The organism is Agrobacterium sp. 22-223-1 (genome assembly GCF_053522385.1).
Genome location: NZ_JBNWCN010000001.1, coordinates 185,276 through 198,122 on the forward strand (window position 1 = coordinate 185,276; position 12,847 = coordinate 198,122).

Here is a 12,847-nt window from a genome sequence, read left to right on the forward strand (position 1 = left end):
CGTCTTTCCGCGTCACTTGCTTCGCATCAACGCCGGGTCGTCCATTGCGGGATTGTAAAACAGTGAAAGCGTCAGGCTTCTGGCGATGCGTTCCGCCGTTTCCATGAACCAGCCATGGGCCTCTCTGTTCGGCGCGATGTCATCCAGCGTGGCGGAAAAAAGCGCAAGCCACTGCGGAAAAAGCTCCGCCGACATGCCCTTTACGCCGAGATGCGCCTGCACGGGCTTGCCGCCATAGCCGCCATTCTTGAACGCGACAGCCGCCCAGAACTGTTTCATCCTGGCCATATGCTCCGGCCAGCGCCCGGCAAGCCGCGCATCAAAAACCGGGCCGAGCGTGGGATGTTCAAGAACGCGGCCATAAAATGTTTCCACCAGCAAATCGATGAAACCGGCATCGACGCCGATCTCCGCCATGGCTTTTTCCGCCCTGTCCTGAATTTCCGCGCTGTGGGCGGCTCTGGCCGCAACGTCGTTCTGCATGGTGTTTCCTTTTTGGCGAATTTACCCCGCCGCGATGCCGCCCGCAATGCGACCCTTTGCCATATTAGAATTATTCTAAGGTGGCTTGATCCTGCTGCAGCATGGATGTATTTAGAATTATTCTAAAAAAGGTTTCAGCCATGTTTCGCAGTCTTTTTTCCCTGTCCAAACGCCCCTTTTCCTCCCTCGGTGAGCAGGAAATCCTCGCGCTCGCCATTTCGTCTGAAGAAGACGATTCCCGTATCTATCGCTCCTATGCCGATCATCTGCGTGCACAATATCCGCAGTCCGCAAAAGTCTTCGATGATATGGCCGAGGTCGAGCAGCAGCATCGAAACGTGCTGATCGACATGCATCGCCGCCGCTTCGGAGAAACCATCCCGCTAATCCGCCGCGAACATGTGCGTGGTTTTTATGAGCGCACCCCGGACTGGCTGGTGAAGAACCTGTCGCTCGAAAAAATCCGCGCTCAGGCCGAATTGATGGAAGCCCAGGCGATCCGCTTCTATGATGAGGCCCTCAAGCGCACCAGCGATGCCTCGACGCGCAAGCTGCTCGGCGATCTGGCCGAGGCGGAGCGGGGTCACGAAGACATCGCGCAGATGCTGGAAGAAAAACACCTCGATGAAAACGGCAAGACCGAAGAGGCGGAAACCGCAAAACGGCAATTTCTTCTGACCTATATTCAGCCGGGTCTTGCGGGGCTTATGGATGGCTCCGTCTCGACGCTCGCGCCGATTTTCGCGGCCGCCTTTGCCACGCAGGATACCTGGCAGACCTTCTTGATCGGCCTCTCGGCCTCCGTCGGTGCGGGCATCTCCATGGGTTTCACCGAGGCCGCCCATGATGACGGCAAGCTTTCTGGCCGCGGTTCTCCGGTAAAGCGGGGCCTAGCTTCGGGCATCATGACGGCCATAGGCGGTCTCGGCCACGCATTGCCCTATCTCATTCCGCATTTCTGGACGGCAACGGCGATTGCCGCTGTCGTCGTTTTCGTGGAACTCTGGGCCATCGCCTTCATTCAGAACCGCTTCATGGAAACGCCGTTCCTGCGCGCGGTGTTTCAGGTGGTCCTCGGCGGCTCACTGGTGCTCGCGGCCGGCATTATCATCGGCAATGGGTGAAAAAAGAAAGAGCCCGCAATAGCGGGCTCTTAATTCCATCGAACTTAGGATTAGGTGTCAGCGCAATGCGCCAACCAGCACGTCGCGACCGTCTTCGATGGACACCCAACGGCCCGTATTGAAGGACGCCTGCCGCTTCAGATAGGTGTAGTTGGTGTCGGTCCACAGCTTCACGTCGTCGGTGAGATTGTCGAGAATATAATCGCCGTCGGTGGTGCGAAGGGTCAGCACGGCATGGCCCTCGCCATCCGGCTTGCGCACGACGGTGATCAGAAGATCAGCCACGGAAAAACCACGCTCGACCAGCTTCTTGCGCTTCAGCAGCACGAAATCTTCACAATCGCCGGCGGTCGTCGGATATTCCCAGACTTCGTCCTTGCCGTAGATTTCCTGGTCGGTCATCGCCACGATTGTGGTGTTGACGGACGTATTGACCTCGCGAATGACATCCCAGCCATAATCCGTGACGCGCGGCGGCGGTGTCGCCTTGCTGCGAATATTGCATTCGTCTGCATATTTCTGACAGAACTCATAATGGCCGATCGGCTGGGATGTGATCCCCCCCGTCACCATGGAAGGGCTTCCCTTGGTTTCCGCCGTGGCGGAGGCAGCAGTCATTAGCCCGGCGGCAACTGCAAACAGCAGCGCACGCGCCAGCGGTGCGTTCATCATGAAACCCGTCCCTTAATTCTTAACGAAAAGTTAAGAGGGATAGGGGGCTTGAGTCAATCGCTAGCAATCGGCGGCGCGCAAGACTCGTCGAATATGGTTAAGAGCGTTGCGCAAATGCCTATATTGCAAGGGCTTTGACCGCGGCGAGCATCCGCTCGATATCCTGCGGCCGGGAAAGCCGATGGTCGCCGTCGCGGATCAGCGTCAGCACGAGGTCGTCGGACGGAAGATGTTCGAGAAGCTTCAGCGCATGCTGATAGGGAACATCGGGGTCGCGCATGCCCTGCAGGATGTGAACGGGGCAGCCGGTGGTGATGATCCCCTGCAGCACGCGGTTCTGCTTCCCGTCCTCCATCAGCGCGCGGGTGAAGATGTTGGGCTCTGGGCTATATTCCGAATGTTCCTCGAAATAACCCTTTTCCGCCAGAGAGGTTTTTTCCGCATCCGAAAGGCTGGGCTCTATCAGCTCCTGCGTGAAATCCGGCGCTGGCGCAATGAGGACGAGACCGGCGACGGATGGCGCGCTACCCGCCTTGCGCAGCTCCTCGACCATGCGTAGCGCAATCCATCCGCCCATGGAGGAGCCGATGAGAACGACGCGCGACGGCGCTTTTGCGCGCACCACGGCAAGCGCTTCTTCCAGCCAGCGGGAAATCGTGCCCTTCCTGAAGTCGCCGCCGGAGGCGCCATGGCCGGAATAGTCGAGCCGCAGGCAGGCAAGACCGTTTTCAGCGGCGAAGCGATCGAGTTCAACCGCCTTGGTTCCGGTCATGTCGGAACGATAGCCGCCGAGCCATACCAGCATCGGCATATTCTCGCCCGAAGCCGCCGGGCGATGAAGGAAAGCGATGTCGCGAGTGTCGTTGTCGGGGCCTACACGCAGGAATTCAGCGGCTTGTTCGGTCATGTATATGCAATTCTCCTGATTTTGGTGCAACAACGGCGGCGTATTTGCAAAAACCGTGACAACAGGTGATCTTTTCGGGCAGATATGCTATTGACTTCGCCACGGCAATAACGACATTTCCGCCGCTTGTACCAAACAAGCTGTTTTTTGCTGACGTGATCCAGAAACAGATCAGGAGAATACGACCATTCGCAGACCTTTCAAAGCCGATGCCCCCGTCAAGGAGGGGCCGCGCTCCAACCGGGAAATTCGGGTTCCCAGAGTTCAGCTTATTGATGAAGAGGGCCAGAACCTCGGTAGCATGCCGACGGATCAGGCTTTGAAACTGGCGGAGGAGGCCGGTCTCGATCTCGTTGAGATTTCGCCGAACGCGGAACCGCCGGTATGCAAGATCCTCGATCTCGGCAAGCTGAAGTACTCGACCCAGAAAAAGGCCGCTGAAGCGCGCAAGAAACAGAAGATCGTCGAAGTTAAAGAAATCAAGATGCGCCCGAACATCGACACGCATGACTATGACGTGAAGATGAAGGCGATGGGCCGTTTCTTTGACGATGGCGACAAGGTGAAGGTAACGCTGAAGTTCCGCGGCCGCGAAATGGCCCACCAGGAACTCGGCATGAAGCTTCTCCTCCAGGTGAAGGAAGACACCCAGGCGATTGCCAAGGTGGAGGCCGAGCCGAAGCTGGAAGGCCGTCAGATGATGATGGTTCTCGCCCCGAAATAATCTTTTTACGCGTTCACATCACCGGCGCGTATCCCACCGCAAGGGGAAATTCTCATTCCCCGTTGCGCTTTTAGCCGACTGCGGTTATAAGCGCGCGTCCGAACGGTCCGGCAGGGCATGCCGAGGCCGTTCCTGAATAGCTTGAAATAGGCCTCGTCTGCCTGTTTCGATACAAAAACGGAGTAGCAAAATGCCCAAGATGAAGACGAAGTCCGCTGCAAAGAAGCGGTTCAAGATCACCGCAACCGGCAAGGTTGTTGCAGCCGCCGCCGGCAAGCGCCACGGCATGATCAAGCGTACCAACAAGTTCATTCGCGACGCGCGCGGAACCATGGTTCTCGCCGAAGCTGACGGCAAGAAGGTCGTCAAGAACTACCTGCCGAACGGTCTCTGAGACTTTTCCGCACATTTGGACACTTTAAGGAGATCATGACATGGCACGCGTAAAACGTGGCGTAACTTCCCGCGCCAAGCACACCAAGACACTCAAGGCAGCCAAGGGCTTCTACGGCCGCCGCAAGAACACCATCCGCGCAGCAAAGGCTGCCGTGGATCGTTCCAAGCAGTACGCTTACCGCGACCGCAAGGTCAACAAGCGCAACTTCCGCGCTCTGTGGATCCAGCGTATCAACGCTGCTGTTCGCGAATTCGGCCTGACCTACGGCCGCTTCATCGACGGCCTGAACAAGGCTGGTATCGAAGTCGACCGCAAGGTTCTGTCCGACATGGCTATCCATGAGCCGGCAGCATTCGGCGCGCTCGTCGAAGCAGCGAAGAAGGCGCTTGAGTACCTCAAGGATGCTGGTACGGCCAACGAGTTTGAAACCGCTGTAAAGTAATTACGGCGCGGACAATCTGTTGTTCATTTGAAACCCGCGCCGGTTCTCCGGCGCGGGTTTTCGTTTTTTGGAATTCACGGCAGTTTCGGCAAGGCGTGGAACGCTTTTTGCGCCGAGGTTGCCAAAAGGGTGGGGCATCCGGCTCTCGGTCGGCAGGTTCCATTGGGGGCGGAAAATGCTGGTTGCCGCAAGCGAGGCGGAAAAGGCGAAGGGTTTCCACGTCCATCTCGAAGATGGCGATATCGCAGCCTTGATGCGGGCTTTGCTTAAGAGCGAGCGCCGCGTGCAGAAACTCGAGCTTTCCGCAACAACCGTGTGGATCAAGCGCCAGGGCACGGAAACGCCATCCTGGTGGATAAAGCTGCAGACCTTTCTCGCAAAGCTGCTTCCCTACACTTTCATGCGCCCATCGCCGCCGCTCGATGGCGCAGGCCTGATGCGCCGTGAACTCGAAACATTGCAGGTCTTCAAGGCCCGCGGCTTTCCTGTTCCGCCCATCATCTATTCTTCGTTGACGGCCGTTGTCCTGGGGGATGTCGGCCCAACCATCATGGAGCATATGGACGCGATTAAAACCGCGAGGCCGGCGGAACATGATGCCCTGCTGGTAAAATCTGCCGAGGCACTCGGCGAATTGCATGCGGCAGGCCTTTGCCATGGACGCCCGCATGTGCGCGACTTTTTTCTCGAACATGGCCGCGTCGGTTTCATGGATTTCGAGGAGCGCCCGCAGGACGTCATGCCGCTCGAGACGGCGCAGGCCCGCGATATCTGGCTGCTGTTTTTACAGGTCGCGACACGCGCCTGCGATGCGCGGAGAACCTGCGATGCCGCCTTCGCCCGCTGGCGCGAAAACGCCCCGCCCCGGGCGCTGGAAGAATTGTGCCGTCTGACCGGCATTCTGGGGCGTTTTTTACCGGTTGCCCGGTTGATCGGGCGCGTGCGGATGGGTAGTGATCTGCGACGCTTTATCATGGCGACCGACTATCTGATGAATGCTGTGAACCCCGAAGCCGCTGTTAAAAAGACCGGCAAGGCAGGAAAAGATGACTGAACTTGATACCTTGAAATCGCAATTGATGTCGGAGATCGCCACGGCTGGCGATGAGCCGGCCATCGAAGCCGTGCGTGTTTCCGCGCTTGGCAAGAAGGGCTCGGTTTCGGAGCTTCTGAAGACGCTTGGCAGCATGACGCCGGAAGAGCGCCAGACCCGCGGCGCTGCCATCAACCAGCTCAAGACCGAAATCACCGACCTCATCGGCGAGCGCAAGAATGCGCTGAAGTACGCCGCCATTACTGCGCGCCTGAAGGCCGAAACGGTGGATGTCAGCCTGCCAGTCCGCCAGTCTCCGGCCGAGCGCGGCCGCATTCATCCGATCAGCCAGATCGTCGATGAAATCACCGCCATCTTCGCGGATATGGGTTTCTCGATTGCCGAAGGTCCGGATATCGAAACCGACTATTACAACTTCACGGCGCTGAATTTCCCCGAAGGCCATCCGGCCCGCGAAATGCACGACACCTTCTTCTTCCAGCCGGATGAAAACGGCGAGCGCAAGGTGCTGCGCACCCACACCTCGCCGGTGCAGATCCGCACCATGGAAAGCCAGAAGCCGCCGATCCGCATCGTCATTCCCGGCAAGACCTATCGTCAGGATTCCGACGCCACTCATTCGCCGATGTTCCATCAGGTCGAAGGCCTTGTCATCGACAAGAAGGCGCATGTCGGCAATCTGCGCTGGATTCTGGAAGAATTCTGCAAGACCTTCTTCGAGGTCGACAGCGTCGTCATGCGTTTCCGCCCGTCCTTCTTCCCCTTCACGGAGCCGAGCTTCGAGGTGGATATCCAGTGCGACCGTTCCGGCCCCATCGTCAAGTTCGGCGAAGGCAAGGACTGGATGGAAATCCTTGGCTGCGGCATGGTACACCCGAACGTGCTGCGCGCCGGTGGGCTGGATCCCGATGAATATCAGGGCTTTGCCTGGGGCATGGGCCTCGACCGCATCGCCATGCTGAAATATGGCATGCCGGACCTGCGCGATTTCTTCAACGCCGATGTCCGCTGGATGAACCACTACGGCTTCCGCCCGCTCGACATGCCGACGCTGTTCGGCGGTTTGAGCGTTTAATCCGGTTAGCCAAGGAGCAAAGACATGAAATTCACTCTTTCCTGGCTGAAAGAGCATCTCGATACCGATGCGACGCTGGACGAGATTTGCGAACGGCTGACGGCGATTGGCCTCGAAGTTGAGGACGTTGACGACAAGGCGGCCTACAAGCCTTTTGTCATCGCCAAGGTGCTCTCCGCCGAGAAGCACCCGGAAGCTGACCGCCTGAAGGTTCTCTCCGTCGACGCCGGCGACGGCAAGCCGGTGCAGATCGTTTGCGGCGCGCCGAATGCACGCGCCGGCCTCATCGGTGCGCTCGCGCGTCCGGGCATGTATGTTCCGGGCATCGACGTCACCCTTGCCGTCGGCAAGATACGCGGCGTGGAAAGCCACGGCATGATGTGCTCCGAAAAGGAGCTGAACATTTCCGACGATCACGACGGCATCATCGACCTGCCGGAAGATGCGCCGGTCGGCACCTCTTTCGCCGCCTATGCCGGGCTCGATGATCCGGTCATCGAAATCAACCTGACCCCGAACCGCCCGGACTGCACCTCGATCTACGGTATTGCCCGCGATCTCGCTGCTTCCGGTCTCGGCAGGCTGAAGACGAGACCCGCACCGTCCTTCAAGATCGAAGGCGCAACCCCGGTCGACGTGAAGCTTGAGCTGGACGATGCGGCGCTCTGCCCCGGCTTTTCGCTGCGCATCGTGCGCGGCGTCAAGAACGGCCCCAGCCCGAAATGGATGCAGCAGCGCCTGCTGGCAATCGGCCTGCGTCCCATCAATGCGCTTGTCGACATCACTAACTACATGACCTTCGACCAGGGCCGGCCGATGCATGTCTTCGACGCCGCCAAGGTCAAGGGCGATCTGACGGTTCGCCGCGCAAAAGAGGGCGAGACGATCCTCGCGCTCGATCAGCGTGAATATAAGCTCGGCCCGAACAATGTCGTCATCGCCGACGAGAAAGGCCTCGAATCCATCGGCGGCGTCATGGGCGGCGAACATTCCGGCTGCGATGACAACACCGTCGACGTGCTGATCGAATCCGCACTCTGGGATCCGATCAACATCGCCAAGACCGGCCGTTCGCTCGGCATCATCACCGATGCGCGTTATCGTTTCGAGCGTGGCGTCGATCCTGAATATATGGTCCCGGGTCTGGAGCGCACCACCGAACTGGTCCTCGAACTGTGCGGCGGCGTCGCCGGCGAAGCCCGGGTTGTCGGTTACAAGGGCCATCAGCCCAAGGTCGTGGATTTTCCGCTGGCGGAAGTAAAGCGTCTGACGGGTCTGGAAGTCTCGGCAGAAGAGAGCCTCGCCATTCTCAAAGGCCTTGGTTTCGGTGTCGAGGGAACGGGCGAGCGCGTTTCCGTCACCGTCCCGTCCTGGCGTCCTGATGTCGACGGCAAGGCCGATCTGGTGGAAGAGGTCATGCGCATCCATGGCGTCGACAACATCAAGCCGGAGCCGCTGGAAAGTTTTGGGGCCGTCAACGGCCGTATCCTGACCACGCTGCAGATACGCACCCGTACCGCGCGCCGTGCGCTGGCAAGCCGCGGCATGCTCGAGGCCGTCACCTGGTCCTTCATCCCGGAAGCGCAGGCGAAACTCTTCGGCGGTGGTTCACCCGCGCTGAAACTCGCCAACCCCATCGCAGCCGATATGTCGGACATGCGGCCTTCGCTGCTGCCCGGCCTTCTGACCGCCGCGCAGCGCAATGCCGACAAGGGCTATGGCGATGTCGCAATCTTCGAGGTCTCCGGCACCTATGAGGGCGATACGCCTGATGCGCAGCGCCGCGTTGCCGGCGGTGTTCGCCGCGGCACAGCCTCGCTCGCAGGCAGCGGCCGCATGTGGTCCAATGCTTTGAAGGGCGGTGGAAAGCCGGTGGATGTCTATGACGCCAAGGCCGATGCGCTGGCGGTGCTGGAAGCCTGCGGCCTGCCCATGGCCAATGTGCAGATCGAAGCCGGCGGCCCCGGCTGGTATCACCCAGGCCGCTCCGGCACCATCAAGATGGGGCCGAAGGTCGTGCTCGGCTATTTCGGCGAGTTCCATCCGAAGACGCTGTCCGAGCTGGACGTCTCCGGCGCCTATTGCGGTTTTGAGATTTATCTCGACGCCATGCAGGAGCCGAAGAAGAAGGCAACCCGCACCAAGCCTGCGCTCGAACTTTCGCCCTTCCAGGCCGTCAAGCGCGACTTCGCTTTCGTGGTCGACAAGTCGGTAGAGGCGGGCGCCATCATCAAGGCTGCGACCAGCGCTGACCGCAAGCTGATCACCGGCGTCAATGTCTTCGATATTTTCGAAGGCGCGTCGCTCGGTGAAAACCGCAAGTCGGTCGCCATCGAAGTGCAGATCCAGCCGGTCGACAAGACGCTGACGGACGAGGATTTCGAGGCGCTGACGGCCAAGATCGTCGGCAATGTCGAGAAATCGACGGGCGGCGTTCTGCGCGCCTGAGCCTGAAGGCATCTGTCGAAATGAAAAAAGCCGCGGCAACTGCCGCGGCTTTTTGTTTTTAGCGATTGGCCATCCGTGACATCTGTTCTGGGTAACGCGCGCCGGCGACTTTTGCGGGCGAAAGCAGCGCGCCGAGGCTGGCGGCTTCTTCTGCTGTCAGCGACACCTCCGCTGCGGCAACGTTCTTCTCCAGATTGGCGATTTTTGTCGTGCCGGGAATAGGAACGATGAAGTCGCCCTGCGCCAGAACCCAGGCCAGCGCCAGTTGTCCGGCGGTTACGCCCTTCTCAGTCGCCATGTCTTCCAGAAGCTTGATGAGCGCCAGATTGGCGTCGAAGTTTTCGCCCTGGAAGCGCGGCAGGCCGCGGCGGAAATCGTCGGATGCAAGTCCGTCGAGCGACTTCAGCGCGCCAGTCAACGCGCCGCGTCCAAGTGGGCTGAAGGGTACAAAACCAATGCCAAGCTCACGACAGGTTTCCAGCACGCCGTTTTCCTCCACGTCGCGGGTCCACAGCGAATATTCGCTCTGAATTGCCGCAATGGGATGAACGGCGTGCGCTTTGCGCAGTGTTTCGGCACTCGCTTCCGAAAGGCCGAGATGCTTCACCTTGCCCTGCCGGACCAGCTCGGCCATAGCGCCTACCGTGTCTTCGATTGGAACATTTGGATCGACGCGATGCTGGTAGAACAGGTCGATCTCATCGACGCCGAGGCGTTTGAGAGAGGCTTCGGCGACGGCGCGCACATTGTCCGGACGGCTGTCGGTGCCCACCATCATCTGGCCAGCGGGTTTGCTGGTGTCGATTTTGAAGCCGAACTTGGTGGCGATGACCACCTTGTCGCGATAGGGCTTCAAACCCTTGCCGACAAGAATCTCGTTATTGTAAGGCCCGTAAACCTCCGCCGTATCGAAAAAGGTGACGCCGAGTTCGACGGCGCGGTGCAGCGTTGCAATTGCGCTGCTCTCATCGCCGGTCGGGCTATAGGCATGTGTCATGCCCATGCAGCCGAGGCCAAGCGCCGAAACGGAAAGGTTGTTTCCAAGGGTTCTTTTTTTCATCTGTACGTCCTTCCATAAGGAACCGCCCATCGCTAAGGGCGTGATGAGAAAATAGCGTCTCATGGCGGTAAAAATAATCGCTGCAAATCCGCTTGGGTTATTCTATCATTTAGAACAATGAACCGTGTGCAACTCTCCCAGCTGGCTGTTCTCGCCGCCGTTGCCGAAGGCCGCAGCTTTCGCAAGGCCGCCGCCGAACTTGCCATTGCCCCTTCCGCCGTCAGCCATGCGGTGTCGTCGCTGGAGGTAAGCCTTGGGCTGCGCCTGCTTCATCGTACCACCCGCAGCGTTTCTCCGACAGAGGAGGGCAAGCGGCTTCTCGAGACGCTTGGCCCGGCGCTTGCCGATATCGATGCGGTCATCGAGACGCTTGCCGAGCAGGGCGGAAGACCCGCTGGCCCCCTGCGCATCACCCTGCCGCGACTTGCCGCGGAGGACCTCATCGTCCCCCGGCTGGGCGAGTTCCTGCGGCTCTATCCCGATATTTCACTCGAAATTTCAACGGATGATCGTTTCGAGGATATTGTCGCGAAAGGTTTCGATGCCGGTCTGCGGCTCGGAGAGCACCTCGATGCCGACATGATTGCGGTGAAAGCGAGCGGCGCATGGCGCGGCGCTATTGTTGGCGCGCCCGCCTATTTCGTAGAAAATCCACCACCGCAGGATCCAAGGGATCTCATCCGGCATCGCTGCATCCGCCGGCGTTTCGCCAGCGGCCTTATCTATCGCTGGGAACTGGAGAAGAATGGCAAGCCATTGGTGGTCGATGTGCAGGGGCCGCTTATCCTGTCGGACCAGAGCCTTATTCGAAGGGCGGCGATTGACGGCGCAGGGCTGGCCTTCGTTTTCGAGCAGCGTGTCGAGGACGATATCAGGGAGGGAAGGCTGATCCGCGTGCTGGAGGACTGGTGCGCGCCCTTCGATGGTTTTTACATTTATTATCCCTCGCGCCGGCAGATGCGGCCAGCGCTGAGGGCTTTCGTGGATTTTTTCCGCTTCAGGAGTTGATCAGAACTTGATGCGATAGCGGATATGGCCGTCGCTTTTCACGTAGCTGTCGTAGAGCTTCTGGGCGCGGTGATTGTCCTCGCCGGTGTGCCAGTACAGCCGTGACCAGCCCTTGTCCCTGCAGATGGCGACAAGATCGTCCATCAGCGCCCGGCCCGTTCCCTTGCCGCGGATTTCGCCATCGACAAACAGGTCTTCCAGATAGCAGTCGGGCGTCTTCACCCAGGTGGAATCATGGAAGTGGTGAATGGCGAAACCGGCCATGCGGTCGTCGAGCATGGCCACGCGCATGGAGACGCGGGATGCGGGATCGAGAATGCGCGCCCATGTATGGTCGGTTACGTCATCGGCAAGATCGACATCATAAAAGGCGAGATAGTCGTTCCACAGGCGCAGCCATTCCGTCCGGTCAGCCGGCTGCGCATCGCGAATTCTGAGTTCCATGTTACGCGCCCGCCTTGTCGAGCAGCGTCATCATCTCATCCGTCAGCTTTAACTCGACGGCGCGTTTGAAGCTTTCAAGCTGGGACAGGCTGGTGGCGCTGGCGATCGGCGCGGTTATCGCCTTCTTTCGCAATAGCCAGGCCAGCGCGATATCGGCAAGCTTGGCCCCGGTTTCCACTGCCACCGCATCCATGGCGCCCAGAATGGCAAGCCCGCGCGTATTGACATATTCGCCCACGCGATAGCTGCGGGCGACGCCTTCCGTATCGGCCTTGGCACGATATTTCCCGGTCAGGAATCCGGCGGCGAGGCTGTAATAATTGATGACGCCGATCTCTTCCTTCTGGCAAAGTTCGGCAAGCGGGCCTTCGAAATCCGCGCGGTTATAGAGATTATATTCCGGCTGCAGCACGTCATAACGGGGAAGATTGCTCTTCGCAGCCGTATCCAGCGCGTCCTGAAGCTGGCTTGCCGAATAGTTGGAGCAGCCGATGGCGCGGATTTTTCCCTGTTCCTTCAGCTTTGCGAAGGCGGTGAGTGTTTCCTCCAGCGGCACCTCCGCATCCGGCTTATGGGCGAGATAAAGGTCGATATAGTCGGTTTGCAGCCGCTTCAGCGAGGCATCGACAGCTTCTGCGATCCATTTGGCGCTGAGGCCGGTCTTCTGGCCGCGATTGTCAAAACCGACCTTGGTGACGATTACCGCATCTTCGCGCTTCACGCTCGACTGCTTCAGCCATTTGCCGATGATGGTTTCGGACTCGCCGCCCTCATGGCCATCCACCCATGCGGAATAGACATCCGCCGTGTCGATGGCGTTGAAACCCGCATCGAAAAAGGCATCGAGCAGGGCAAAGGAAGTCTTCTCGTCCGCTGTCCAGCCGAACACGTTGCCGCCGAAGACGATCGGGGCGATGGAGAGGCCGGTGCGGCCAAGGCTTCGTTTTTCCACGGGGAATGCTCCTGTTGCTGTCGTTGTGGCAAGGTTAGCAACTGCTCATCCGCATAA

At 59.3% G+C, this 12,847-nt stretch carries 14 protein-coding genes; 8 read left to right on the plus strand and 6 right to left on the minus strand.

Annotation, left to right across the window (positions count from 1 at the left end):
* Positions 1–12 precede the first annotated feature (12 nt).
* Complete coding sequence (locus ACQZ60_RS00905) at positions 13–483, minus strand: group III truncated hemoglobin (protein ID WP_020808467.1); 471 nt, start codon at positions 481–483, stop codon at positions 13–15.
* A 140-nt stretch (positions 484–623) separates the two neighbouring features.
* On the opposite strand from ACQZ60_RS00905, the gene mbfA reads away from it, so the two are divergent.
* Entirely contained in the window at positions 624–1,607 is a 984-nt protein-coding gene (mbfA, locus tag ACQZ60_RS00910; protein WP_020808468.1) for an iron exporter MbfA, read from the plus strand.
* A 57-nt stretch (positions 1,608–1,664) separates the two neighbouring features.
* On the opposite strand, the gene ACQZ60_RS00915 is transcribed toward mbfA, so the two are convergent.
* Both ACQZ60_RS00915 and ACQZ60_RS00920 read right to left on the minus strand, forming a co-directional pair.
* Positions 1,665–2,279: a transglutaminase-like cysteine peptidase gene (locus tag ACQZ60_RS00915; RefSeq protein ID WP_003524508.1), complete on the minus strand. Its 615-nt coding sequence runs from the start codon at positions 2,277–2,279 to the stop codon at positions 1,665–1,667.
* A 118-nt stretch (positions 2,280–2,397) separates the two neighbouring features.
* Positions 2,398–3,186, minus strand: a complete 789-nt coding sequence (locus tag ACQZ60_RS00920) for an alpha/beta hydrolase (RefSeq protein ID WP_448734608.1) — start codon at positions 3,184–3,186, stop codon at positions 2,398–2,400.
* 187 nt (positions 3,187–3,373) lie between these two features.
* On the opposite strand from ACQZ60_RS00920, the gene infC reads away from it, so the two are divergent.
* From infC to pheT, 6 genes are all read left to right on the plus strand, one after another.
* Complete coding sequence (infC, locus tag ACQZ60_RS00925; RefSeq protein ID WP_078051391.1) at positions 3,374–3,910, plus strand: translation initiation factor IF-3; 537 nt, start codon at positions 3,374–3,376, stop codon at positions 3,908–3,910.
* A 190-nt stretch (positions 3,911–4,100) separates the two neighbouring features.
* Positions 4,101–4,304, plus strand: coding sequence for a 50S ribosomal protein L35 (gene rpmI / locus ACQZ60_RS00930; RefSeq protein ID WP_003493355.1), 204 nt, complete (start codon positions 4,101–4,103; stop codon positions 4,302–4,304).
* Positions 4,305–4,344: 40 nt separating this feature from the next.
* Positions 4,345–4,749 carry a 50S ribosomal protein L20 gene (gene rplT, locus ACQZ60_RS00935; protein ID WP_003493358.1) on the plus strand — a complete coding sequence of 135 codons (405 nt, stop codon included), beginning with the start codon at positions 4,345–4,347 and terminating at the stop codon, positions 4,747–4,749.
* A gap of 175 nt (positions 4,750–4,924) precedes the next feature.
* On the plus strand, positions 4,925–5,803 hold the full coding sequence (locus ACQZ60_RS00940) for a phosphotransferase (protein ID WP_448734609.1): 879 nt from the start codon (positions 4,925–4,927) through the stop codon (positions 5,801–5,803).
* The gene (pheS, locus tag ACQZ60_RS00945) at positions 5,796–6,878 is read left to right on the plus strand and encodes a phenylalanine--tRNA ligase subunit alpha (protein WP_448734610.1); all 1,083 of its coding nucleotides are present in this window, start codon (positions 5,796–5,798) and stop codon (positions 6,876–6,878) included. The genes ACQZ60_RS00940 and pheS overlap by 8 nt, the downstream gene beginning before the upstream one ends.
* Positions 6,879–6,902: 24 nt before the next feature.
* Positions 6,903–9,326: a phenylalanine--tRNA ligase subunit beta gene (pheT, locus tag ACQZ60_RS00950; RefSeq protein WP_448734611.1), complete on the plus strand. Its 2,424-nt coding sequence runs from the start codon at positions 6,903–6,905 to the stop codon at positions 9,324–9,326.
* 58 nt (positions 9,327–9,384) lie between these two features.
* On the opposite strand, the gene ACQZ60_RS00955 is transcribed toward pheT, so the two are convergent.
* Positions 9,385–10,386, minus strand: a complete 1,002-nt coding sequence (locus ACQZ60_RS00955) for an aldo/keto reductase (protein ID WP_448734612.1) — start codon at positions 10,384–10,386, stop codon at positions 9,385–9,387.
* Between the two features lie 117 nt (positions 10,387–10,503).
* Between ACQZ60_RS00955 and ACQZ60_RS00960 the strand changes: the two genes are divergently transcribed.
* Positions 10,504–11,394, plus strand: coding sequence for a LysR family transcriptional regulator (locus ACQZ60_RS00960; RefSeq protein ID WP_448734613.1), 891 nt, complete (start codon positions 10,504–10,506; stop codon positions 11,392–11,394).
* On the opposite strand, the gene ACQZ60_RS00965 is transcribed toward ACQZ60_RS00960, so the two are convergent.
* Together ACQZ60_RS00965 and ACQZ60_RS00970 are read right to left on the minus strand one after the other, a co-directional pair.
* On the minus strand, positions 11,395–11,838 hold the full coding sequence (locus ACQZ60_RS00965; RefSeq protein WP_448734614.1) for an N-acetyltransferase family protein: 444 nt from the start codon (positions 11,836–11,838) through the stop codon (positions 11,395–11,397). It lies immediately after the preceding gene.
* A gap of 1 nt (position 11,839) precedes the next feature.
* Positions 11,840–12,790: an aldo/keto reductase gene (locus ACQZ60_RS00970; protein ID WP_448734615.1), complete on the minus strand. Its 951-nt coding sequence runs from the start codon at positions 12,788–12,790 to the stop codon at positions 11,840–11,842.
* Positions 12,791–12,847: the final 57 nt, after the last annotated feature.

Coding starts and splice junctions, on each gene's coding strand:
- ACQZ60_RS00905 (WP_020808467.1), bottom strand. CDS start 483: ATGCAGAACGACGTTGCGGCCAGAGCCGCCCACAGCGCGGAAATTCAG.
- mbfA (WP_020808468.1), top strand. CDS start 624: ATGTTTCGCAGTCTTTTTTCCCTGTCCAAACGCCCCTTTTCCTCCCTC.
- ACQZ60_RS00915 (WP_003524508.1), bottom strand. CDS start 2,279: ATGATGAACGCACCGCTGGCGCGTGCGCTGCTGTTTGCAGTTGCCGCC.
- ACQZ60_RS00920 (WP_448734608.1), bottom strand. CDS start 3,186: ATGACCGAACAAGCCGCTGAATTCCTGCGTGTAGGCCCCGACAACGAC.
- rpmI (WP_003493355.1), top strand. CDS start 4,101: ATGCCCAAGATGAAGACGAAGTCCGCTGCAAAGAAGCGGTTCAAGATC.
- rplT (WP_003493358.1), top strand. CDS start 4,345: ATGGCACGCGTAAAACGTGGCGTAACTTCCCGCGCCAAGCACACCAAG.
- ACQZ60_RS00940 (WP_448734609.1), top strand. CDS start 4,925: ATGCTGGTTGCCGCAAGCGAGGCGGAAAAGGCGAAGGGTTTCCACGTC.
- pheS (WP_448734610.1), top strand. CDS start 5,796: ATGACTGAACTTGATACCTTGAAATCGCAATTGATGTCGGAGATCGCC.
- pheT (WP_448734611.1), top strand. CDS start 6,903: ATGAAATTCACTCTTTCCTGGCTGAAAGAGCATCTCGATACCGATGCG.
- ACQZ60_RS00955 (WP_448734612.1), bottom strand. CDS start 10,386: ATGAAAAAAAGAACCCTTGGAAACAACCTTTCCGTTTCGGCGCTTGGC.
- ACQZ60_RS00960 (WP_448734613.1), top strand. CDS start 10,504: ATGAACCGTGTGCAACTCTCCCAGCTGGCTGTTCTCGCCGCCGTTGCC.
- ACQZ60_RS00965 (WP_448734614.1), bottom strand. CDS start 11,838: ATGGAACTCAGAATTCGCGATGCGCAGCCGGCTGACCGGACGGAATGG.